The following is a 22,180-nucleotide window of genomic DNA, read 5'->3' as shown; positions in this document are numbered from 1 at the left end:
GCGAAACCCCGAAAAACGCCCATCAACCGGCAATTTTGACGGGTTTTGGCCGTGCCTGCCAGCCACGGGCGAGATGCACCAGCAGCGAGGCCGCAACGCTCGATCCGCCGATCCAGCCAAGGTCGGTTGGCGAGAGGGTGGCCAGCACCGCGCCGCCCAGGGCCCCGCCGATGGCGAAGCCGAGATACATCGCGGAGGCGTTGAGCGAGAGTGCGATCATCGAGGCCTGCGGCTCGATCCGGATGATGCTGGCGATCTGAGCCGGATAGAACGCCCAGCCCGAGATGCCCCAGAGGAAGATCGCGCCCAGCACCGCATAATGCGCCTGTCCGGGCATCAACTTCAGGACCAGCGAATGCAGGATCAGGGCGCTCGCCATGCCGGCGAGCCCGAGGCCTGCGGTGGCGAGCGTGCCGAGCCGGTCGGCCAGGACACCGCCCAGCATGTTCCCGATGGCGGCGGCGCCGCCGAACACCAGCAGCGCGAGGCTGATCTGCGCGGCGTCGAAGCCGAGGCCGCGCAGCGGGACCGCGAAGTAGGTGAACACAGTGAAGCCGCCGAGCGCCCATAGGATCGTGATCAGAAGCGCGATCACGACATTGCTGTGACGCGCCACCGCCAGCCGTTCGCTGAGCGAGGCGGTGTTGCGCGGCAGGCCGCGGGGCAGGCCAAGCAGCAGGCCGGCAAGCGCAACCGCGCCGATCAGGGCCACCATGGCAAAGGTCGCGCGCCATCCGAGCAGGCTGCCGACGAGATTGCCGAGCGGGACGCCGATCACGGTTGCAACCGTGAGGCCCGAGGTGACCAGCGCCACCGCGCGGCCGCGCCGTTCGGGCGCGGCGACCGCCACCGATACGGCGAGCGCCGTCGGCATGCACAGTCCGGAGCCCAGCGCCATCAGCATGCGGGAGGCCAGCAGCAGGGCGTAGCTGGAAGCCACCGTCGCGACGAGATTTCCGGCAATGAAGGTCGTCAGCGCGAGGGCCAGCACGGTGCGGCGGTCGATATTGTTCAGCGTCACCGCCAGGATCGGCGAACCCACCGCATAGGTGAGGGCGTAGGCGGTGACCAATTGGCCGGCGGCAGGGACGGAAATCGAAAGATCGGCGGCGATCGACGGCAAAAGCCCTGCAATGACAAAGCCTTCGGTACCAATCGCGAAGGCCGCGAGAGCCAGCCAGAACACGCTCATTGGACAATATCCCTATGTTCAACGTTTATTGAACTATTGAATGCAAAGGCTAAGAAGTCAATTGGTTCAAGAACTATTGAACAACGCGGCCAATTTGCTATGATTCCTCACCATGAGCCGCACACCCCTTCATCCCACCCGCGAGCAGATCGAGCTGCCGATGGTTCTGGATTGCCTGAGCGATCCGATCCGGTTGGCCATCGTCTATCAGCTCGCCCAGCAGGAACGTGTCAGCAGCGAACTCTGCTGTGGCGACTTCAGCGGCCTTTCCGGCAAATCCAACCTCGCCTACCACTTCGCCAAGCTGCGCGAATGCGGCCTGATGCTGACGCGCGTGGCGGGCACCAACCGCTTCATGCGGCTCCGCCGCGAGGATCTGGACGCGCGCTTTCCGGGGCTGCTCGATGCTGTGCTCAGCTCCGCAGCCAAGGATGTCGACCGGCTACAGCTGCTGTCGGAGTGCGAAACGGTTGAAATGGATTGAAGTTTGCGAGTTTTCGAGAATTTGCTTTGGGCGGTCCGTCGAAGCGTGCCCGTCTTCGCCCTTCGGGCTTCGCCGAGGCAGCCTTCGCACGATACGGCTTGCCTAGCCGAAGCTGGCGGAGCCAGCGAAGGCTGGAGACCCGGCCTGGATTTGAACCAGGATGAAGAGCGTTGCACCGCCCTCGCGTAGACGCTTCCGCCACCGGGCCGCGGCGATCTTTACCTATCAGCGTGTGACAAGCCACCTCGGGCAGTCATTATGCTTAACGGACCAGAGGCGGCCGCGCGATGAAGGTCATGCGCCAGCGATTATGGCCGATATTGGTGTGGGCGCGCTGGACAGAGAAGCCCGCCGCGGTCAGCTTGGCGACGATCTCGTCCTCGCCATAGCGCTGAAGCCCGATGCGCGTGCGCAGATGACGGTAATCTGACAGCGCGGTGCTGATCAGCCCGATCAGCGCGTCCTTCAGGAAGCCGTGACGCAGGCCGAAGCTGAGCAGCGCCATCACATCCCTGAACATGCCGACATTGGGCTGCAAGATATCTCCGAGCACGAGCTTGCCGGACGGGGTCAGCAATCGCCGGATGTTGACAAGCGCGGCATCGAGCTCGTCCGGCGTCATGTATTGCGCGACCGAGTTCATCACCGCGAGGTCGATCGACTGGTCCTGCATTTTGCGGACGTCGTCGAGGGAGCGGACGCGGATCTTGGTGTTCGGGGCAAATCGCGCGATCAGCCGGCCACGCACGCCGGGGGCGGGCTCGGCGAGAATCAGCTTGCCGCAGGCCGCGGCCACCTGGCTCGCCGACAGCGCCTCGCCGCAGGCATAGTCGAGCACGGTCGCCTCGGGCGATGAGATGTAGCCGATGATGTCCCGCGCGATGATCTGGAAGTGCAAGTCGCGATGCAGCTTGCTGACATAGATCGTATGCGTGGAGTCGTAATAATCGATCCAATCGTCCATGGTATTTCGTAGGTCCCGGCCAAACGGTTCCTGTCAAGGAACCGGCGCTGCCCGCCTTGCGTTAGGGGTGCGACGGCGCGCCGTCAATGTCCGCGTCCTAACAGGAAGGTTTCCCGTGAGCAAAGCCCCCACCAAGGTCTCGCCCGATCTCGATACCCCCACCGATCTGTCGCCCGATGGGGTCAAGAAGGTCTCTGAGGCGCTCAACGTGCTTCTGGCCGATGCGTTCGCGCTCTATCTGAAGACCAAGAATTTCCACTGGCACATCAGCGGCCGGCATTTCCGCGATTATCATCTGCTGCTCGACGAGCAGTCCGACCAGATCTTCGCCACCACCGACCAGCTCGCCGAACGCGTCCGCAAGATCGGCGGCACCACGCTGAAGTCGATCGGCCAGGTCGCCAAGCTCCAGACCATCAAGGACAACAACGAGGACTACGTCCCGCCACGCGAGATGCTGCGCGAGCTGATGCAGGACAACAAGCACGTCGCAAGCGCGATGCGCAAGGCGCACGAGGTCTGCGACGACGCCGGCGATGTCGCCAGCGCCAGCATCCTCGAAAACTTCATCGACGAGACCGAGCGCCGGACGTGGTTCCTGTTCGAGGCCACCCGCCAGGAAGGCGGCAACGAGGCGTAAGGGACATTGCCGTAGGGTGGGCAAAGGCGCGCTTCTTGCGCGCCGTGCCCACCATCCGTCCTTGCGGCTTGAACTGATTGGTGGGCACGCTCCGCTTTGCCCACCCTACGGCGTCGCGCTTATGGCCGGCTCCACAGCCTCATCAACGCCCCGTTCTTGCCCGTCACCGGATCGGCCGGCGGCAGCGCGACCTCGGGAATTGTCTTCAGTGCCCTGGCGTGGTTTTCCGGCGTTGCCCGCGTCACCACCATCTTCGATCCCGGCGGATAGGCCCCGATGATGCAGAAATCGTCGCTCGCACTGATGCACTGATGCCCCGTGCCGGCCGGCAGGATCGCGATGTCGCCCGCCTTGATCTCCAGCTCCTGGCCATGGTCGCCGCCGAAGCGGACGCGGGCACTGCCACGCGCGACGCCGAGCACCTCATGCACCGTCGCGTGATAGTGCAGATAGTCGTAGACGCCGTTGCGCCACGTGCCGCCCCAGCTATTCGCTTCGAACAGGTTTTCGATGGTCGCCTCGGGGCGCCTGGAATCGAGCTTCACCGCATCCCGATAGACCAGGAAGGGAAGGATGTTGTTCGGCACGAGCCCGTCATCTTTGAACACGATGGCGCGTGGCTCGGCATTGTCGCGGACAACGAACATGGCAGGGCTCCTGCGTGAGCGTAGCAGGAATCAACGAGGGGCGTGAGACGACGTTCCTTGCGTCCAGGCGAACCGCAGCGTCGAGCCCGGAACGACAAGAGCCCGGGTCAAGGCCCGGGCTCGATGTCGTCAAGGCAACTGCAGGAGAGCCAGCGTTACGCGCTCTTCTTCTGCCGCATCAGGTCCGCGAAGCGCTGGAACAGATAGTGCGAGTCGCGCGGGCCCGGCGAGGCCTCGGGGTGGTACTGCACCGAGAACACCGGCTTGCCGTCGAGCTGAATGCCGCAATTGGAGCCGTCGAACAGCGAGATGTGGGTCTGCGTCGCGCCCTTCGGCAGCGTCGCCTCGTCCACCGCAAAACCATGGTTCATCGAGGTGATCTCGACCTTGCCGGTGGTCTCGTCCTTCACGGGATGATTGGCGCCGTGATGGCCCTGATGCATCTTCTTGGTCTTGGCGCCGACGGCAAGGCCGAGCATCTGGTGACCGAGGCAGATGCCGAAGGTCGGTGTGCCCGACTTGATCACGTCCCGGATCACCGGCACCGCGTATTTGCCCGTCGCGGCCGGATCGCCAGGGCCGTTGGACAGGAACACGCCGTCCGGCTTCATCGCCAGAATGTCTTCCGATGAGGTCGTCGCTGGCACCACCGTCACCTTGCAGCCGACGCCGGCGAGCAGGCGCAGGATGTTGCGCTTGATGCCGTAGTCGATGGCGACGACGTTGAACTCGGGCTTGTCCTGGCGGCCAAAACCCTTGTCCCACAGCCAGGGCGTCTCGTCCCAGGTGAAGCGCTGGCCCGAGGTGACCATCGGCACGAGGTCCATGCCCTCGAGGCCCGGCCATTCGCGCGCTTCTTCCTTCATGCCATGCAGGTCGAACTCGCCGTTCCTGGCATGCGCGATCACGGCGTTGGGCATGCCCTTGCTGCGGATCAGCGCGGTCAATGCGCGGGTGTCGATGCCGGAAAGGCCGATGATGCCGCGCGCCTTGAGCCAGGCGTCGAGATGCTTGGTGGCGCGGTAGTTCGAGGGATCGGTGATCGCGGTACGCAGGATCACGCCACGCGCACCCGGCGTCGCGGCCATGTTCACCGTCTCGATGTCTTCCTCGTTGGTACCGACATTGCCGATATGCGGGAAGGTGAAGGTGATGAGCTGGCCGGCATAGGAGGGATCGGTGAGGATCTCCTCATAGCCGGTCATCGCGGTGTTGAAGCAGACCTCTCCGACGGCATGGCCTTCGGCGCCGAGACCGAAGCCTTCAAGCACCGTGCCATCGGCGAGCACGAGGAGCGCGGTCGGTTTGTGGTCCGGCCAGGCGGTATCGTTGTCATGTTGTGTCATGAGCCCGGTTCATAGTCCGGGCCGGCGCCGCCGTCAAAGCGGACGAGCGCCGATTCACATGCGTTTTTGCATATTTGACAGGTCCCCTCAGGCACTTAAGCTTGGGAGGATAATTTCCGCCAATTTCCCGGGCTCGCGAGGCAATAATGGACCAGACCACCCCGCTTCTGCTGGTTCCGGGGTTGGCCTCCTCGGCCCGGATCTACGCCCCGGTTGTCCCGGCACTCTGGCGGTTCGGCCCGGTGATGATTGCCAACCATATCCGCGACGACAGCATGGCGGCGATCGCCCGGCGCGTGCTGAGCGAGGCCCCGCCGCGCTTTGCGCTCGCCGGCCACTCCATGGGCGGCTATATCGCGCTCGAGATCATGCGCCAGGCGCCCGAGCGGGTTTTGAAGCTCGCGCTGATCAACACCCAGGCCCGGCCCGATACACCGGAAGCGACCGCGCGCCGCCGCGGCCTGATGGAACGGGCGAGGCGCGGCGAGCTGAGCGCGGCGCGCGAGGAGATGTTTCCCGAGCTGGTGCATCCCTCGCGCCACGACGATGCCGGCATTCGGAAGCTCGTGCACGAGCAGGGCGAGGACGTCGGCGTCGAAGGCTATCTGCGGCAGCAGACCGCGATCATTGCGCGGGTGGATTCACGGCCGACGCTGGCGACGATCAAATGCCCGACGCTGGTGCTGACAGGCGATCAGGACAACACGATTCCGAACGCGTTCTCCAAGGAGATGGCGGAGGGCATAGCGGGCGCGAGGCTGGTGATCCTGGCCAATTGCGGACATCTGCCGCAGCCGGAGCAGCCCGAGGCGACGACGCGAGCGCTGGTCGAATGGCTGGGAGCCCCGGTTGTCTCGGGGCCGCGAACGGCCTAGATCAGGCGTCGGATATTCGAAGGGATCACGATCATGCTGCGCGACGACATCAACAACGCGGTCAAGGAGGCCATGAAGGCCAAGGAGGAGCGCAAGCTCTCCACGCTGCGCATGGTCAACTCGACCATCAAGAACGCCGACATCGAGGCGCGCGGCAACGGCAAGCCGCCGCTGTCGGACGCCGACCTGCTCGGCGTGTTTCAGAAGATGATCAAGCAGCGCCAGGAGTCGGTCGAGCTCTACGACAAGGGCGGCCGTGCCGAGCTCGCTGCCCAGGAGCGCGAGGAGATCGCGGTGATCTCGGCCTATCTGCCGAAGCAGATGTCGGACGACGAAGTGAAGAAGGTGATCGCGGATGCGATCGTGGAGACGGGCGCTGCCGGCATGAAGGACATGGGTAAGGTGATCGCGGTGTTGCGCGCGAAGTACGCCGGCCAGATGGATTTCGGCAAGGCCAGCGGCCTGGTGAAGGCCGCGCTGACGGGCTAGCTTCTTCCCTCTCCCCTTGCGGGAGAGAGTGCCTCGCGAAGCGAGGCGGGTGAGGGGTCTCTCTCCGCGGGCGACCCTCTCGCAGTAGTTTCCGCGGAGCGAAACCCCTCATCCGGCGCTTCGCGCCACCTTCTCCCGCAAGGGGAGAAGGGGCACCTTTGATGGCGCTGCAATCCGGTCTACTCTCTCCCGCAGAAACAATCGGGGGCAACCGATGACCGGCGCCATCAAACCGTTTCGCATCGCCATCAGCGACGACATTCTCACCGACCTCAAATCCCGCCTCGCCCGCACGCGCTGGCCGGAGGCGGAGCTGGTCGAGGACTGGAGCCAGGGCGCGCCGCTGAAATGGATTCAGGAGATCTGCGCCTACTGGGCCAACAGCTATGACTGGCGCGCCCGCGAGGCAAAGCTCAACCGCTTCGACCAGTTCACCACCGAGATCGACGGGCTCGACATCCACTTCCTGCATGCGCGCTCGAAGGAGCCATCGGCGCTGCCGCTGATCATCACCCATGGCTGGCCAGGGTCGATTGTCGAATTCCAGAAGGTGATCGCGCCGCTGGTCGATCCTGCCGCGCATGGCGGTAATCCTGCGGATGCGTTTCACGTGATCTGCCCGTCGCTGCCGGGCTTTGGCTTCTCCGCCAAGCCAAAGACCACCGGTTGGGGCGTCGACCGCATCGCCGCGACCTGGGCGAAGCTGATGGATCGGCTCGGCTACGCGCGTTACGGCGCGCAGGGTGGCGACTGGGGCTCGGCGGTGACGACATCGCTGGGCGCGCAGGACGCCGAGCATTGCGCCGGCATTCACATCACGCTCGCCTTCAACGCGGCACCGAAGGTCGAGGGCGAGCCGACGGCGGAAGAGAAGAGCGCGCTCGCCGGCCTGAAGCATTATGTCGATCTCGATTCCGGTTATTCCAAGCAGCAATCGACGCGGCCGCAGACGCTCGGCTATGGCCTGACGGATTCGCCAAGCGGGCAGGCGGCCTGGATTTTGGAAAAATTCTGGGCCTGGACCGATTGCGACGGCCATCCTGAAAACATTTTTGACAAGGACGAGCTGCTCGACAACGTCATGCTCTATTGGGCGGCGGAGACGGCGACCTCCTCAGCGCGGCTCTACTGGGAGAGTTTTGGCAAACGCCGCACCACGCCTAGGGTCAACGTGCCGACCGGCGTCGCCGTGTTCCCCAAGGAGATCATCACGCCGGTCAGGCGCTGGATGGAGCCGAACTTTCCCAACATCACGCACTGGAGCGAGATGGAGAAGGGCGGGCATTTCGCCGCATTCGAGCAGCCGGAGCTGTATGTTGGCGACGTCAGGAAATTCTTCCAGACGGTGCGCCGTTAGGGGATGCCTCCGCATCGTCATGCCCGGGCTTGTCCCGGGCTCCCACGCGCTTAAACTCAGGTCGAAACAAGAACGTGGATGGCCGGGACACGCCCGGCTGTGACGACGCTGCCGGGAAACGACCATGCTGACCGAAGCCGCAACCTACGACGAGCTCTATCGCAACTTCCGCTGGGACGTCCCGGCGCGCTTCAACATGGCGGAAGCGTGCTGCGACCGCCATGCCGACGGCACGGGCCGCCTCGCGCTGCTCTATGTCGACGAGAACGGCGCAACCACGCGCACCTCGTTCGACGAGGTCGCGGAGATGTCGCGCCGCTTCGCCAATGTGCTGAAGGCCGATGGGCTCGTGCGCGGCGACCGCGTCGCGGTGTTCCTGTCGCAGTCGCTGGAGCTGCCGATCGCGCATATGGCCGCGTTCCGATCCGGGCTGATCTCGATCCCGCTGTTCGCGCTGTTCGGCGAGGACGCGCTGGAATTCCGCCTGTCGAATTCGCAAGCAAGGGCCATCATCACTGATGAGGCGGGCTGGGAGAAGCTCACGAAGATCCGCGATCGGCTGCCCTATCTGCAGGACATCTATGTCACGAGCGGCGCCGTCCATGCCGGTGCAAAACCGTTCTGGTCGGCGATCGAAACCGCGTCCGAGGACTTTGCGACCGTCGACACCTCCGCCGACGACCCCGCCCTGATCATCTACACGTCAGGCACGACGGGCAATCCGAAGGGCGCGCTGCATGCGCATCGCGTCGTGCTCGGCCACCTGCCGAATGTCGAGATGTGCCACAACTTCCTGCCGCGCCCCGGCGATCTGATGTGGACGCCGGCGGACTGGGCGTGGATCGGCGGCCTCGTCAACGGCCTGTTCGCGTTCTGGTATCACGGCATCCCCCTGGTCGGTCACCGTGCGCGAAAGTTCGAGCCGCAGGCGGCGATGCAGATGATGGCCGACCTCGGTGTCCGCAACGTCTTCCTGCCGCCGACCGCGCTGAAGCTGATGCGGCAGGCCGGCGTGAAGAATCCGGACGTCAAGCTGCGCAGCATTTTCACCGGCGGTGAATCGCTCGGCGGCGAGCTGCTCGGCTGGGTGCGCGAGACATTCGGCATCGATGCGCATGAAGTGTTCGGTCAGACCGAGTGCAATCTCGTGATCGGCAGCAACTCCAACCTGTTTCCGATCCGCCCGGGTTCGATGGGCAAGGCGACGCCGGGCTTCGACGTCCGCATCGTCAACGACAAGGGCGAGGAGCTGCCGACGGGGCAGCGCGGCATCATCGGCGTGCGCCAGCCATGCCCGTGCACGATGCTCGAATACTGGCGCAATCCGGACGCGACGGCGAAGAAATATGCCGGCGAATTCCTGCTGACCGGCGATCTCGGTACGCGGGATGAGGACGGCTATTTCTGGTATGTCAGCCGCGAGGACGACGTCATCACCACCGCCGGCTACCGCGTCGGCCCGTCCGAGATCGAGCACACGCTGATGAAGCATCCGTCGGTGGCGATGGCGGCGGTGGTCGGCATCCCCGATTCGATCCGCACCGAATCGATCAAGGCCTGGATCGTGCTGCGTCCCGGCTTCGCGGCAAGCGACACGCTCGCGCGCGAGATCCAGGAGTTCGTGAAGGTGCAACTCGCCGCGCACGAATATCCGCGCTTCGTCGAGTTCGCGGAGACACTGCCGATGACGGCCACGGGCAAGGTGCTGCGGCGCGAGCTGCGGGCGCGAGGTTAGGCTCTTTCAGACAATGGCAAAGACGTCTCAAGCTGCGGGGCTTCACCGCGCCTCACTTCCGAAACTGCACGATCTCGATGCGGCGCTGGAGCTGATGTATTACGGCTGGCGCGGGATGACGCTGGAGGCCGATGAATATCTTGCGAAGCAGGGCCTGTCGCGTCCACACCACCGCATCCTCTACGTGGTGGCGCGCCGTCCCGATATCGCGATCGGCTCGCTGATCGAGATCCTCGGCATCTCCAAGCAAGCCCTGAACCGGCCGCTCAACCTGCTGCTGGAGCGCAAGCTCCTGACGTCGAAGCGGGCACCCGAGCAGCATCGCTCCAAGCTGCTGCGCCTGACGGAGGCCGGGCGACGCATCGAGCAAAAGGCATCGGATCACGAGCGCAAGGTCCTGCGCGAAGCGTTCGACCGTGCCGGGGCTTCGGGTGCGGCGGCATGGATGGCCGTCATGGGGGCGATCGCCGACAACAACTGACGATTCTTGAAGTCAACATAGTTGACATGAGGTGCGAGCTTTGCCACTTTCCCGGCAACGAGCCAGGGGAGGGCTCCGCCATGAGCGGACGGACAATGGATCGCGCAGCCGCCGAGCGCTTCGTCGCGGCATGGTGTGCGAGCTGGTGCCGGGTCGATATCGACGCGGTCGTCGCGCATTTCGCTGACGATGCGCAGATGCGCAGCCCTCTGGCACTATCACTGACCGGTTCTCCGGTCGTCACCGGCGCCGAGAACATCCGCGCTTATTGGCGCGAGGCTTATGGCCACATCGAAAGCGCCGACCTCAAGATCCTGAGCTGGAGCTGGGACGAGGCGATCGCGCGCGTGACGGTGTGGTGGCAGCTCGGCGACACGCGCGCCAGCGAGTTCATGGATTTCGACGATGCGGGCCGTGTGGTGCGCAGCGAAGCCTTCTACGGAAAATGATCATGCACCTTTCGGATTTCGTCCTGCTCCTCAACACACTCTGGTTCGGCGGCGCGTTCATCCAGTTCAGCGTCGCGCAGGGCAATACGCTGAAGATACTCCTGCCGCGCGAAGAGCGCAGCAATCCGATCGCGCCGACGCTGGCGGCCAGCGTGGCGTTCCTGGGCGGGATGAATCTGCCGATCGGGCTTTTGTCGTTCTACCTTCTGGCCGCTCGTCCGGCTTTCTTCCAGCCGATCGAGGCCCAGCTCGCGCTGTTCCTGTTCTTTGCCGCCTGCCACTTCAGCCAGTTCGCCTATAACCTTCCGGTCCTGATGCGCGGTGGGCGCGTCGGGGTGGCCTACTGGCCTGTGCTGAAAGGTCCGATGCTCAGGATCTTCGTCATCGACGCGGCTCTGTTCGTAGCCAATCTCGGCGTAGCGCTCCGGCTGGCGTTCTCTTCCTGATTTCAGCGCGGCGACGCCGACAGGGCGGACCGCAGCATCGCGGCAAGATCCTTCCGCCGGAACGGCTTTGTCAGGATGCGGGCGTCGCCGACCCCGTCGGGCGTCTTGACGGGATTTTGGGTGTAGCCCGAGGTGAAGAGCACCTTGAGCCCGGGCCGCAAGCTGGTCGCTTGCCTGGCAAGCTCCGGCCCGAACATGCCGCCGGGCATCACGACGTCGGTGAGCAGCAGGTCGATGTCGCCGGGGCGGCGCAACAGTTCGAGAGCCGCGGGACCGTTCGACGCCGCGATGACGCGATAGCCGAGGGTCTTCAGCTCGCTCTCGACATAGGCCCGAACCATGTCGTCGTCCTCGACGACAAGAATGGTCTCGCTTCCGTCGGGGGCGACGATCCGTTCCGCGGGTGACGGCTGCTCGTTCGGTGGCGTTGCAAGGCGGGGAAAGAACAGCCTGACGACGCTGCCTTGTCCCGGTTCGGACTGCATCTGCACAACGCCGCCGGATTGCCGCACAAAGCCGTAGACCATGCTCAGGCCGAGCCCGGTGCCCTTGCCGACCTCCTTGGTGGTGAAGAACGGCTCGAACGCCCGGCTCGCCACCTCGGCGGTCATGCCGCTGCCGGTGTCGGTCACGGCCACCATGACGTAGTCGCCCGGCCGCGGTTCGCCGTTGACGTCAAGGTCGGATTCACCGAGCGAGGTGTTGCGCGCCTCGATCGTCAGCTTGCCGCCGAGCGGCATGACGTCGCGCGCGTTGAGCACGAGATTGAGCAGCGCAGTTGTCAGCTCGCCGGGATCGACGCTGGTCAGCCACACATCCGGTTCGAGCGCGAAGGTGCATTCGATGTGCTCGCCCAGGGGCCGGCGCAACAGCTGCTCCATCTCGTGAATCTTCGCGGCGATGTCGATGTCTCGCGGCCTCAGGGGCTGCTTGCGCGCGAAGGCGAGCAGGCTCCGCGTCAGGTCGGAGCCGCGCTCGGCGGCGGTCGCGATGTCGTTGGCGATCCGGTGCAATTCCTCGTTGCCGGCCAGCCTGTCGGCAAGATGCTCGGAGTTGCCGAGAATGACGGTTAGAAGATTGTTGAAATCGTGCGCCACGCCGCCGGTAAGCTGGCCCATGGCTTCCATCTTCTGGGACTGGCTGAGCTTGTGGCTGAGGTCGGCGATGGCGGCGCGTTGCTGCTCGAGCGACTCGGCGGTGTCGTTGAGCAGGGTCATCAATCCGCCCAGTTCGCCGCCCGGGTGGGGAGGCGGAATTCGCGCGCTGAGATCTCCGAGCCCAAGTTTCTTCGCCATGGTGGCGAGACGTCCGACCTGGCGCCCGACGCTCACGGTTGCAAGGATCCAGACGGCCGCGAGCAGCAGCAGCGAGGCCACCGCGAGTATCGCCACATCCTCGTAGAGCCGGCGATTCGCCGCGGCGACCAGTCCGTCCTTGGACCGTCCGACCATGATGTAGAGGCCGGCATCGCGGGTCGAAGGCGAGCGCGCGGCGACAGCCCAGACATGCGTCCGGCCGTCGCGATCGGTCACCTCCTGATACGCCTTCCGGTCCGGCGTTGCAGCGAAGCGGAGCAGATCGGATCCCGCGACCGACGTGCCGACCGGCTCGGTCCATCCTCCGCGGGAGGGGGCGACCAGAACCGTTCCCTTGCTGTCGAGGAGCAGGATCTCCTTCTGGCCGAGCAGCCGCTTGTCGTGAAACTCCGCGAATTTGCGCAGGTTGAAGGATGCGAGCAGGATCAGCTTCAGGGCGCCCGTCTCCGATCGCACCGGATAGGCGATCTGGAGCACCGATAGGCCGGTCAGCCGGCCGAATACCGGCTCGAGCGCGATGCCGCGCGACGCCAGGGCCTGCTTGAAATAGGCGCGATCCCGGAGGTCGAGGGTGCGGTTGGTCCGCAGCGAATCGCAGAACAGGCTACCGTCGGGATCGATGGTCAATATCCCGGTGAACTGTGGGTATTCCTCGCGCACTTCCGACAGGAACGCCGAGCACGCCGCCTTGTCGCGCGTGTCGAGATCGCGTGCACGGGCGAGACCATAGTGAAGCTGGGCGGTGCCCTGGATCTTCTCGTCCAGGTCGCTCGCAATGTCGTCGGCTGTCGCGGTCAGATTGGCCAGGGCCGCGTTGATTTCGCTGCTGCGATTTTGCACGAAACGTAAGCCGACGAGGATGGCCGGCACCAGCATGGCCGCAATGACGAGTATCAGTAGCCGGGTACGCAAGCTCATCGGTCGGGCGGTCCAATTTGGTCGTCGCGCGTGCTGGTTCGAAGATGCAATCTGCGGCACCACCCTCCGCCCAGTCCATAGGCATCGCGCCGAAAAAGCCCTCGCGCGGAAAATTTCGGCCGCGCACATCACGGATGAGTCCCCGGAAGGTTCGCCCGCGAGGCTCTGTCGGGCTGGTGTCGGGCCTCCCGGGATACCGTCATCCCGCAATCAACGCGCGCGTGCGCGCAGGTCGCGAGGGCGCTAATATCGGGATCGCGCGCGACGGAGATCGTGCCGGTGACGAGGAGAGGAGCCGCATGTCGATCTCGGGCAAAGTCGATCCGGTGGTGCGTCCCGTGGCGGCGACCGACATCGCCGAGGCGCTGGTCGAGGGTTTGCGCGATTTCCAGGCGCTGCCGCTCTACGGACTCTGCTTCGGCGCGCTCTACGCAGGCGGCGGCATCGCCATCATGCTCTGCCTCACCGCCTTCGGCATGGTCTATCTCGTCTATCCCCTTGCGGCCGGCTTTGCGCTGATCGGGCCGTTCGTGGCGATCGGCCTCTACGAGGTCAGCCGCCGCCGCGAGCGCGGCGAGCCGGTCTCCTTCGGCGCGATCTGGTCGGCGATACGCGCGCGCAGCGAGATCGGCTGGATGGCCTTCGTCACGCTGTTCGTGTTCGTGATCTGGATGTACCAGGTGCGGCTGCTCATCGCGCTGCTGCTCGGCCTGCACGCCTCGTTCTCTAGCTTGCAGGAATTCATGACGGTGGTGCTGACCACGAATGAGGGCCTGCTGTTCCTCGTCATCGGCAACGCGGTCGGTGCCGCGCTGTCGCTGATCTTGTTCTCGCTGACGGTGGTGTCGTTTCCGCTGCTGCTCGACCGCGAGGTCGATTTCGTCACCGCCATGGTGACGAGCGTGCGTGCGGTGGTGACCAGCCCGCTGCCGATGATCTCGTGGGCCGCGGTGATCGTGATGCTGCTGATCGTCTCGGCGCTGCCGTACTTTCTCGGACTGGTCGTGACGCTGCCCGTGCTCGGGCATGCGACGTGGCATCTCTATCGGCGGCTGGTGGTACCGGTGCCGTAAGAGGGGAGCCGGATGCAACGGAAGCGAGCTATTCGCCCGTTGCCAGGCGGCGAGCGCCGGATGAAGTCAGCTCGAGTTCGCCGAGCCGCCTGATCGCATAACCCAAATTGGCCAGACGTTCGCCGTGCGCGTGCGGAATGTCGCCTTGACCCTTGCCGACCAGGGCCAAGGACGCAAATTCATCGGCGGTGAGCGCTGGGGTGCTGTCTGTCATCAGGCAACCTCGTCGGTCCATACCTTGAAATTGAGCAGGGTATTCGGACCGAAGGTCTGGACGATCGGGACGTCTGCGGCATCGCGCCCCTGCGCAATCAGCACGCGGCCGATCCGCGGCGTATTGTTGCGCGGATCGAACATGTGCCAGCTTCCACCGACGAAAGCCTCGAACCAGGCGGCGAAATCTCCAGCAGGCCACGGTTGTGGGGTGCCGATGTCGCTGAGGTAGCCGGTGCAGTAACGCGCCGGAATGTTCATGCTGCGGCAGAACGCGATGGCGAGATGGGCATAGTCACGGCACACGCCCTTGCCTTCGTCGTAGGCTTCCCGGGCTGTCTTGGTCGCGCGCGCGTGCTCATGGCCGAACGTGATGTGGCGATGAACAAAATCGCAGATGGCCTGGACCCGCGCCCAGCCCGGCGGCGTGTGTTCGAACAACTTCCATGCGATATCCGACAGGCGATCGGTCTCGCAATAGCGGCTGCCGAGCAGATAGACAAGCGTGTCGGCCGGCAGCGCTTCGACGGCGTGCTGAAACGCGTTCGGAAACACCGGGTCGGGCAGGCCGCTGTCGCGAACGACGCCATCGCCGGCAAGACGGAAGGCGCCGGCCGGCGCAACGATGCGGCTGCACCAATTGCCGAAGAGGTCGCGATAGGGATTGATCGCCACCGAAGGTCGGGTGGTCAGCAGGTCGGGCACGACGATATCTGAGGCGCGCGTGAAGTGCGTGCCCAGCACCATGATCATAGGCGTCGGCTGCGGGAACTCGTACAGCATCTCGAACCCGACGCGGAGCTTCATACGAACTTCTTTCTCTTGGCTAAGCTCCCAACATGGCTACGAAGCGATCGAACACAAGGCATTCACGGCCTTATTCGATCGAGAGCGGCATTTGGCGCTTCAAAAGCGCGGCGCGGGCGAGAAAACGATAGCTAATTGCGGCGATTGCGCGCACGGTGCGCCAATGTCGGAAAGAGCGGTCGTCTGTGCGCACACGCTGCGTCACGACGATCCGCGCGCGATTTGAAACGACTGATTCTTCGCACCGGCGGAGCCTTCTCATCGCGACGTCGTAACGGCGATCGTCGCGCCTATTGCCACTTCCCGCGGGCGAGCCGGACGCAGCAGGCGTGCCGCGGACGCCTGAAAGATTCCACCGCGGTTCGATACGAGATCGAACGCCAACCGAAAGCACATGATGCAAACTCTCTCCCCACGGCACGTCAAGACAGACGAAGCGCTCCGGCTCGGCGTGGAGTCAGGCTGGTACGCGATCAAGGTCAGCGGGACCTTCGTCTCGGGCCCGCACGACTCGGAAGGGGATTGCCGTCGCAAGATCGACGAGATTCAACCGCCGGTGAAGAAGAAGCGATAACAGCGCCGATTTCGGCCGCTACGGCGTCTTGATCCCCATCGCCTTCAACGCCGCCAGCATCTGCGCTGGCGGTGTCATTTTGATCTGCGGCGCCTTGCCGGTTTCCAGCAAACTCTTAAGTCCCGACAGGATCGCGGGCCAGCCGGTGCGGCCGCCGGAGAGGATGTCGTCGCCGAGCGCACGGTCGTGGCGTTCGCTCATGGTGAGGCGGACGGCCTCGCCGGCTTGCTCGATCTCGTAGGTGACGAGCGTGGTGCCGAGCTTTGCGACGAGGTCGGGCCAGTTGACGTTCCACGTCACCGTCAGCTTGTTCGGCGGATCGTATTCGAAGACTTCACCGGAGATGTGCTCGGAACCGTCGGGCGCGCGCACGATGAAACTGCCGCCGAGCCTCCGTTCCATCTCCACCGCAAAGCCGGAAAAGTACCTCCTGCTGAACTCGGCCGAGGTCAGCGCTTCCCACACCTTCTCCGGCGTGGAGACGATGTAGATGGTGTAGACCGTCAGCGGCTTGAACTGATCGAGGTTCATTTTGCGTCGAATCCCTTGTTGAGGGCTGCGCGTGGAATGCCGAGCAGCTTGCCGGTCTCGAGCAGGCTCTTGAGCTGGGACAGGATCGCCGGCCAGCCGTTGGAGACGGCGCCGAGATATTTGCCACCCTCGACGAAGCCGTCATGCAACACGGTCAAACGCACGAGCGAGCCGAACGGTTCGATCGTGAAGACGACGCGCGATATCGGCTCGCCGCGCAGCTCTTCGAACTTCTGGTGCTTGAAGCTGTAGGACAGGCGGCGCGGCGGATCGGCCTCCAGAATCTCGCCGGAATCGGTGACCTCGCCGTCGAGCGTGAGCGCGAAGGGTGAGCCGACCTTCCAGTCCGACCTGACCTCGGCGCCGAACCAGTATTGCCTGGTGAATTCGCTCGACGTCAGCGCCTCCCACAGTCTTTCCGGCGTGGTCTCGATATAGCTAACATAGACGAATTGGGGCTTACTCATCGCGCTTCTCCAACTGACGTTTCAACTCGCTGAGCGCGGCGAGCTTGCCGCGCTCGAATTTCCTGATCCAGCGTTCGCCGATCTGATGGATCGGCACCGGATTGAGGTAATGCAGCTTCTCGCGGCCATGCCTGACGGTCGTGACCAGGTTGGCCTCTTCGAGAATGACAAGGTGCTTGGTCACGGCCTGGCGCGTCATCGCGAGGCCCTCGCAGAGTTCGTTCAGCGTCTGGCCGTTCTTGGCGTGAAGCCTGTCCAGCAGCGACCGTCGTGACGCATCGGCGAGCGCTTTGAAGACCTCATCCATGGCGGCGATAATAGGCAACCAAATGGTTGCATGTCAAGATGGTGTCTTTGGCGCCCGGAAATGGCTGTGCTAGCCTCGAAGCTCAGCCAACGCAGATTGGTTCCGGGAGAGCTTTGATGTTCCGTTGCGTCCCACTCGTTGCAGGCCTTGTCCTTTTCGCCTGCAGCACCACGGCCCAGGCACAACAGAAGCAGACCATCGGCGCGCCGCCGGAAGCGTCCAATATGAAGCTGGTCGGCACCAACGACCTGCAGGCGCGCAGCGCGTACCAGCCGACCATCCATCATCAGGGCGATCGCTGGATCGCCTATATCGGCCATCACGGCGGCACCGACGACGTGCCCGCGCCGGTCAACCCGATGACGGGGCAGGCCGAACCGAACGGAACGTCCATCGTCGACGTCACCGATCCCGCGCGTCCAAAATATCTGCGGCATCTGCCGGGCCAGGAAGGCAAGTACGAATCCGGCGGCGCGCAGATGGTACGGGTTTGCGACGGCAAGTCGCTGCCGAAGGGCGATCCCAATGCGGTCTACATGCTCCGCACCTTCGGCAGCGAGGCGCATGAGATCTGGAACGTCGCCGATCCCGCCAATCCCGTGCTCGTTACCCGCATCGGCGGGCTGAAGGACACCCACAAGAGCTGGTGGGAGTGCGACACCGGCATAGCCTTTCTCGTCTCCGGCGCGCCGGACTGGCGCACGCGGCGCATGACGCAGGTCTACGACCTCAGCGATCCCGCGCATCCGCAGAAAATCCGCGACTTTGGCCTGCCCGGCCAGGAGCCCGGCTCGACCGGCGCCGTGCCGACCGAATTGCACGGGCCGATCTCGACCGGACCCGACGGCAATCGCGTGTTCTTCGGCTACGGGACCAACAAGGGCGGCATTTTGCAGATCGTCGATCGCGACAAGTTGCTGAACGGGCCGAAGGAGCCGATGCCGGACAATCTGCGCTATCCCGAGATTTCGCGCATGCCGATGTCCGCCTTCAACGGCGCGCATACGACGTTCCCGATGCTCGACATGCCCGTCGCCGAATTCGCCGAGGACAAGGACGGCAAGACCCGCGACATCGTCATGATCGTCGACGAGGCGATCTTGAACGAATGCGGCGAGGCGCGGCAGATGGTGTGGTTCGCCGACGTCACCACCGAGACGCGGCCGATGATGATCTCGAGCTACACCGTGCCGGAGGCGGGCGGACAGTTCTGCCAACGCGGCGGCCGCTTCGGCTCGCACTCCTCGAACGAGAGCATGGCGCCGGTCTATTACAAGAAGATGGCCTTCATCGCCTTCTTCAATGCGGGCGTGCGCGCGCTCGACATCCGCGATCCCTATCATCCGAAGGAGGTCGGCTATTTCATCCCCGCGATCACGCCGGCCACCGACAAGCGCTGCATTCCCGTCGAGGGCGGCGAGCGTTGCAAGGTCGCGATCCAGACCAACAATGTCGAGACGGACGATCGCGGCTACATCTACATCGTCGACCGCGCCAACACCGGTCTGCATATCCTCGAACTGACCGGACCGGCGCGCGCGGCCGCCGGCCTGCCGAGGAACTGACGATGCGGCGCGGGGCGGCGATTGCGGCCGTGGCCATCGCGCTCGGTGCATCCGGCGTCGGGGCCTATCGGCTTGCGCCGGCGCCGGCGGCGGAATCGGCGGGCTGGCGCGAAATCGCATGGCCGTTCCCGCGCGACGGCTGGCCCGCCGGCCGCGCGTTCCGCTGCGACGGTGTCTGCGCGGGCACCCTGCTCTACGTGCGCGCCAAGCGCGGCTTCTGCAATTGCGACCGCGGCGTCGCCGACGATGATGAGGTCGATCGCGTTGCCGACATCGATCTGATCACCCCGCGCTTTGCCGCCGTCGCGCCGGGTGAGGAAGTGGGACTTGGCGAGATGCGTGGTCGTGCCAGGCGCTATGATCTCGATATGGCCGACGGCGTCCGTCATGCCGCGATCGGCATCGCCGTCTCGCGCCGCTGCGATCTCTTCGTCGCTGCGGCCCAGGGGCGTGGCGAAGCAGGCGCCGTGCAGCGCGCAGCGCTGGCGTTCCTGGAGACGCCGGAGATGAAGCTATGGGCGACCGCGGCGCTGGACGGACAGTGAGTGTCATGCATTAATGCGCCAAACCGCTCTCAGCGAGTCCTCCCCATGATGTCCATGCAAGCCTATTTCGCCTTCGTCGCCGCCTGCATTGCGCTGGCCTTGCTGCCGGGGCCGATCGTCACCCTCGTCGTCGCCAACGGCCTGCGTCACGGCACGCGCGCGGCGTTGACCAATGTCGCGGGCGCGCAGGCCGGGCTTGCCATCGTCATCGGCATCGTCGCGGTCGGCCTGACCTCGCTGATGGCGACCATGGGTTACTGGTTCGACTGGGTGCGCTTTGCCGGCGCCGCCTATCTGATCTGGCTCGGCATCAAGCTGATCTGGGCGCCGGTCGAAGGCCTCAATGTCGACGAGCCGCCGGCGCCGCCGCGCGGCGGGTTCTTCCTGCAAGGCTTCCTTGTGCTGCTGTCGAACCCGAAAGTGCTGATCTTCTTCGGCGCCTTCATTCCGCAGTTCATGGACATGAACCGCGATCACTTCCCGCAAGTCGCGCTGCTGGGCGCCACGTTCATGGTCACCGCGGCGATGACGGATGCGCTCTACGCTCTCGCCGCGGGGCGCGCGCGAAAATTCTTTTCGGCCCGCCGGACGCGGCTGATGTCGCGCATCTCCGGCGGCTTCATGATCGGCGGCGGTATCTGGCTGGCGCTGACACGGGCAAAATAACCTCCCTCGTACCGGTTCGCGCTTGAACCCTTCGCGGCGGCGATGCGTCCAATCGGGCATTGCCGCTGACGAAGGAATTTGGCCGTGCCCGATCTGCCCTGGTTCGTCTATGCGATGCTGTTCGCACCGCTCGGGCTGTTACTGGTCGCCGCCGTCGTGAAGACCTGGCAGGCGCGCGAGGCGCGAAGCTGGCCGCAGGCATCGGGCAAGGTCGTCCGCTCGGTCGCCGAGGTGCGCGAGGTCAGGGTGTCCGACAGCGACCGCGAGGAAGGCTATCGGCTCGAGAGCCGCAATTTTGCGAACGTGACTTACGAATATCCGGTCGGCAGCCGCAAGCTGAGCTGTAACCGCATCTCGATCGGCGAGGACCTCGGCAATTTCGAGGTCGCCGAGAAGCTCGCAAAATATCCCGCCGGCAGTGTCGTCACCGTCTATTACAATCCGCGCCATCCCGATCAGGCCGTGCTCGAGCGCGACCTGCCCAAGGGGCTGTGGGGCTGCCTCGGCATCGGCACGGCGATCGCGTTTGGCATCGTGTTCGGCTCGGCGTTCGGTCTCAACCAGACTTATGCCTACCTTGCGCACCACATCGGGCGGCCCGATCTCGCCGGCCTCGTCGTCGGCTTCGGCGCGTTCGGCTTCGTCATCGCGCTGATGGGTTATGGAGTGCGGCGGCAGGCGTTGAAGGCGGCGCGCTGGCCGGTGGTGCCGGGCACGATCAAGCTGTCGGGGATCGAGCAATATCACGAGGCCAGCGAGCCGGGCGAGCGCCGCGGCACCGAGATGTTCGGCAAGCGCGTGACCTACACCTATCGCTATCAGAATATCAGCTACACCAATGAATGCGCGCGCGTCTCGGCCGGGACGCAGTCCGGGTCCGACGAGATGTTGAAGAAGCTGATGTCGCGCTACAAGCACGGCGCGACCGTCGAGGTGCGCGTCAATCCCGACAACCCGGCCGAGGCAACGCTCGATACAAGCGGCCCCGTCCGCATCGCCTGGCTGCTGTGGGGGATCGCTGCGATTTTCGCTGCGCTCGCGGTGTTCGTCGCGACGCGGGGCGGATGAGCCTGAGACAGTTGCTCAGCAGCTTCGTCGTACTCCGCTGCGTTCCCTCCCCCGCAAGGGGGGAGGGAACGCAGCGTGCCCTACACCAACAGCTCCGCCTTCAACTCCAGCTCGATCTCCGCAAAAATCCTCGCCAGCCGCTCCGCCCATTGCTGCTGGCCGGACTGATCCGCGATCAGATCCTGGCGGATCTCGATGCCGGTGTTGACGAGACCGCGGGCTTCGCCGTGGACGGGGATGGTGTAGTCGCTGAGGTCGCTCACCGCATAGGGCTCGTTGTCGCCGACGACGAGATCGCCTTCAGCGCGCAAATGCTTCAGCAGCAGCTGCGGCAGCACGGTGTCGCGGTTATACAGCGCGGCGATGTGCCAGGGCCGGGCGACGCCGGCATAAACCGGCGTGAAGCTGTGCAGCGACACCAGCACCGCCGGCCGCGTGTCGTGCAGGCGGCGGTCGATCGCGGCATCGATGCGGCGGTGATAGGGCTCGAAGATCTCGCGCCGCCGCGCCGCGCGCTCGCCCTCTGAGATGCCCTCGTTGCGCGGGATCGCGGTCGCCTCGGATATCACGGGAATCGAGCTTGCTACGCCGGGCGAGCGGTTGCAGTCGATCACCAGCCGCGAATAGCGCTGCGCGATCAGATGCGCATCGAGCATTTTTGCCAGCCGCTCGGCGACGCCGGCAATGCCGATGTCCCAGGCGATGTGCCGCGTCAGCTCGCTTTCCGCGACGCCGAGGTCGCCGAGCGCGCGCGGCAGAATCCGTCCGTAATGATCCGAGGTGAGCAGGAAAGGCGATGCCCCATCCGCATTGACCTCATGCACCGGCGGAATGTCCCCCGCGCCGAGCAGTTGATCGGTCGCGTCGGCCGTGTTCAAGTCCATCCTGATTGCCTATGGAAAAAGCAGGTACCGTCCAAATTGGGCAGCAATCGCTTGCAGGTCGGTCCACCCAAAATCATCATGATCGCCAGACGATGCCGTTGCCGGCGATTCATCACAAGACCAAATCTCGCTTGCCCCCGG

Annotated in this window: 26 protein-coding genes and 1 tRNA gene; 15 read left to right on the top strand and 12 right to left on the bottom strand. The window is 64.7% G+C overall.

Going from position 1 to position 22,180, the window contains the following annotated elements:
* Positions 1-22 precede the first annotated feature (22 nt).
* Positions 23-1,192, bottom strand: coding sequence for an MFS transporter (locus AB7245_RS39425; protein ID WP_085400419.1), 1,170 nt, complete (start codon positions 1,190-1,192; stop codon positions 23-25).
* A gap of 112 nt (positions 1,193-1,304) precedes the next feature.
* On the opposite strand from AB7245_RS39425, the gene AB7245_RS39420 reads away from it, so the two are divergent.
* On the top strand, positions 1,305-1,676 hold the full coding sequence (locus AB7245_RS39420; RefSeq protein ID WP_135215185.1) for an ArsR/SmtB family transcription factor: 372 nt from the start codon (positions 1,305-1,307) through the stop codon (positions 1,674-1,676).
* A gap of 132 nt (positions 1,677-1,808) precedes the next feature.
* On the opposite strand, the gene AB7245_RS39415 is transcribed toward AB7245_RS39420, so the two are convergent.
* Positions 1,809-1,884, bottom strand: a tRNA-OTHER gene (locus AB7245_RS39415).
* 54 nt (positions 1,885-1,938) lie between these two features.
* Positions 1,939-2,640: a class I SAM-dependent methyltransferase gene (locus AB7245_RS39410; protein ID WP_085400422.1), complete on the bottom strand. Its 702-nt coding sequence runs from the start codon at positions 2,638-2,640 to the stop codon at positions 1,939-1,941.
* Between the two features lie 115 nt (positions 2,641-2,755).
* Here AB7245_RS39410 and AB7245_RS39405 point away from each other — a divergent pair, with 115 nt between their 5' ends.
* Positions 2,756-3,280 carry a Dps family protein gene (locus tag AB7245_RS39405; protein ID WP_063985503.1) on the top strand — a complete coding sequence of 175 codons (525 nt, stop codon included), beginning with the start codon at positions 2,756-2,758 and terminating at the stop codon, positions 3,278-3,280.
* Positions 3,281-3,399: 119 nt separating this feature from the next.
* Here the strand turns inward: AB7245_RS39405 and AB7245_RS39400 are convergent, their stop codons facing one another.
* The gene (locus tag AB7245_RS39400) at positions 3,400-3,927 is read right to left on the bottom strand and encodes a cupin domain-containing protein (protein ID WP_085400424.1); all 528 of its coding nucleotides are present in this window, start codon (positions 3,925-3,927) and stop codon (positions 3,400-3,402) included.
* 155 nt (positions 3,928-4,082) lie between these two features.
* A complete protein-coding gene (carA, locus tag AB7245_RS39395) occupies positions 4,083-5,273 on the bottom strand; it encodes a glutamine-hydrolyzing carbamoyl-phosphate synthase small subunit (RefSeq protein ID WP_063985501.1) in 1,191 nt (396 codons plus the stop codon).
* 146 nt (positions 5,274-5,419) lie between these two features.
* On the opposite strand from carA, the gene AB7245_RS39390 reads away from it, so the two are divergent.
* The 7 genes from AB7245_RS39390 (at position 5,420) to AB7245_RS39360 (ending at position 11,105) form a co-directional block, all read left to right on the top strand.
* On the top strand, positions 5,420-6,148 hold the full coding sequence (locus AB7245_RS39390) for an alpha/beta fold hydrolase (protein WP_085400425.1): 729 nt from the start codon (positions 5,420-5,422) through the stop codon (positions 6,146-6,148).
* Between the two features lie 33 nt (positions 6,149-6,181).
* Positions 6,182-6,637 (top strand): GatB/YqeY domain-containing protein, encoded by a 456-nt coding sequence (locus AB7245_RS39385; RefSeq protein WP_085400427.1) that lies wholly within the window; start codon positions 6,182-6,184, stop codon positions 6,635-6,637.
* A gap of 214 nt (positions 6,638-6,851) precedes the next feature.
* On the top strand, positions 6,852-7,994 hold the full coding sequence (locus AB7245_RS39380) for an epoxide hydrolase family protein (RefSeq protein ID WP_439035575.1): 1,143 nt from the start codon (positions 6,852-6,854) through the stop codon (positions 7,992-7,994).
* A gap of 124 nt (positions 7,995-8,118) precedes the next feature.
* On the top strand, positions 8,119-9,729 hold the full coding sequence (locus AB7245_RS39375) for an acyl-CoA synthetase (protein ID WP_439035574.1): 1,611 nt from the start codon (positions 8,119-8,121) through the stop codon (positions 9,727-9,729).
* A 13-nt stretch (positions 9,730-9,742) separates the two neighbouring features.
* Complete coding sequence (locus AB7245_RS39370; RefSeq protein ID WP_028159428.1) at positions 9,743-10,210, top strand: MarR family winged helix-turn-helix transcriptional regulator; 468 nt, start codon at positions 9,743-9,745, stop codon at positions 10,208-10,210.
* An 80-nt stretch (positions 10,211-10,290) separates the two neighbouring features.
* Positions 10,291-10,659, top strand: coding sequence for a YybH family protein (locus AB7245_RS39365; protein WP_085400432.1), 369 nt, complete (start codon positions 10,291-10,293; stop codon positions 10,657-10,659).
* Positions 10,660-10,661: 2 nt separating this feature from the next.
* On the top strand, positions 10,662-11,105 hold the full coding sequence (locus tag AB7245_RS39360) for a hypothetical protein (protein ID WP_028159430.1): 444 nt from the start codon (positions 10,662-10,664) through the stop codon (positions 11,103-11,105).
* Positions 11,106-11,107: 2 nt separating this feature from the next.
* Here AB7245_RS39360 and AB7245_RS39355 read toward each other — a convergent pair whose 3' ends face one another.
* Positions 11,108-13,339: an ATP-binding protein gene (locus AB7245_RS39355; RefSeq protein WP_085400434.1), complete on the bottom strand. Its 2,232-nt coding sequence runs from the start codon at positions 13,337-13,339 to the stop codon at positions 11,108-11,110.
* Positions 13,340-13,638: 299 nt separating this feature from the next.
* On the opposite strand from AB7245_RS39355, the gene AB7245_RS39350 reads away from it, so the two are divergent.
* Positions 13,639-14,412: a DUF2189 domain-containing protein gene (locus AB7245_RS39350; protein ID WP_085400435.1), complete on the top strand. Its 774-nt coding sequence runs from the start codon at positions 13,639-13,641 to the stop codon at positions 14,410-14,412.
* A 28-nt stretch (positions 14,413-14,440) separates the two neighbouring features.
* Here AB7245_RS39350 and AB7245_RS39345 read toward each other — a convergent pair whose 3' ends face one another.
* On the bottom strand, positions 14,441-14,626 hold the full coding sequence (locus AB7245_RS39345) for a hypothetical protein (RefSeq protein ID WP_085400437.1): 186 nt from the start codon (positions 14,624-14,626) through the stop codon (positions 14,441-14,443).
* A complete protein-coding gene (locus AB7245_RS39340) occupies positions 14,626-15,432 on the bottom strand; it encodes a transglutaminase-like domain-containing protein (protein ID WP_085400438.1) in 807 nt (268 codons plus the stop codon). The genes AB7245_RS39345 and AB7245_RS39340 overlap by 1 nt, the downstream gene beginning before the upstream one ends.
* A 394-nt stretch (positions 15,433-15,826) precedes the next feature.
* Between AB7245_RS39340 and AB7245_RS39335 the strand changes: the two genes are divergently transcribed.
* Positions 15,827-16,006, top strand: a complete 180-nt coding sequence (locus AB7245_RS39335; RefSeq protein ID WP_063985493.1) for a hypothetical protein — start codon at positions 15,827-15,829, stop codon at positions 16,004-16,006.
* Between the two features lie 18 nt (positions 16,007-16,024).
* On the opposite strand, the gene AB7245_RS39330 is transcribed toward AB7245_RS39335, so the two are convergent.
* Genes AB7245_RS39330 through AB7245_RS39320 form a run of 3 tightly spaced genes read right to left on the bottom strand, consistent with a single transcriptional unit; the run spans position 16,025 to position 17,311 of the window.
* Positions 16,025-16,537 carry an SRPBCC family protein gene (locus tag AB7245_RS39330; RefSeq protein ID WP_085400442.1) on the bottom strand — a complete coding sequence of 171 codons (513 nt, stop codon included), beginning with the start codon at positions 16,535-16,537 and terminating at the stop codon, positions 16,025-16,027.
* A complete protein-coding gene (locus AB7245_RS39325; protein WP_085400444.1) occupies positions 16,534-17,004 on the bottom strand; it encodes an SRPBCC family protein in 471 nt (156 codons plus the stop codon). Before AB7245_RS39325 ends, AB7245_RS39330 begins: the two co-directional genes overlap by 4 nt.
* Entirely contained in the window at positions 16,997-17,311 is a 315-nt protein-coding gene (locus AB7245_RS39320) for an ArsR/SmtB family transcription factor (protein WP_085400445.1), read from the bottom strand. The genes AB7245_RS39325 and AB7245_RS39320 overlap by 8 nt, the downstream gene beginning before the upstream one ends.
* 116 nt (positions 17,312-17,427) lie before the next feature.
* Here AB7245_RS39320 and AB7245_RS39315 point away from each other — a divergent pair, with 116 nt between their 5' ends.
* The 4 genes from AB7245_RS39315 (at position 17,428) to AB7245_RS39300 (ending at position 21,155) form a co-directional block, all read left to right on the top strand.
* Entirely contained in the window at positions 17,428-18,876 is a 1,449-nt protein-coding gene (locus AB7245_RS39315; protein ID WP_085400447.1) for an LVIVD repeat-containing protein, read from the top strand.
* 2 nt (positions 18,877-18,878) lie between these two features.
* Positions 18,879-19,421, top strand: a complete 543-nt coding sequence (locus AB7245_RS39310; protein ID WP_085400449.1) for a hypothetical protein — start codon at positions 18,879-18,881, stop codon at positions 19,419-19,421.
* 45 nt (positions 19,422-19,466) lie between these two features.
* On the top strand, positions 19,467-20,087 hold the full coding sequence (locus AB7245_RS39305; RefSeq protein ID WP_081369126.1) for a LysE family translocator: 621 nt from the start codon (positions 19,467-19,469) through the stop codon (positions 20,085-20,087).
* Between the two features lie 84 nt (positions 20,088-20,171).
* Entirely contained in the window at positions 20,172-21,155 is a 984-nt protein-coding gene (locus tag AB7245_RS39300; protein ID WP_085400488.1) for a DUF3592 domain-containing protein, read from the top strand.
* Positions 21,156-21,235: 80 nt separating this feature from the next.
* Here the strand turns inward: AB7245_RS39300 and AB7245_RS39295 are convergent, their stop codons facing one another.
* Positions 21,236-22,039: an N-formylglutamate amidohydrolase gene (locus tag AB7245_RS39295; RefSeq protein ID WP_135215187.1), complete on the bottom strand. Its 804-nt coding sequence runs from the start codon at positions 22,037-22,039 to the stop codon at positions 21,236-21,238.
* Positions 22,040-22,180: the final 141 nt, after the last annotated feature.

Source organism: Bradyrhizobium sp. 604_D8_N2_3 (assembly GCF_051810765.1).
Lineage (GTDB): Bacteria > Pseudomonadota > Alphaproteobacteria > Rhizobiales > Xanthobacteraceae > Bradyrhizobium > Bradyrhizobium barranii.
This window is presented reverse-complemented; position numbering and strand designations above follow the sequence as displayed.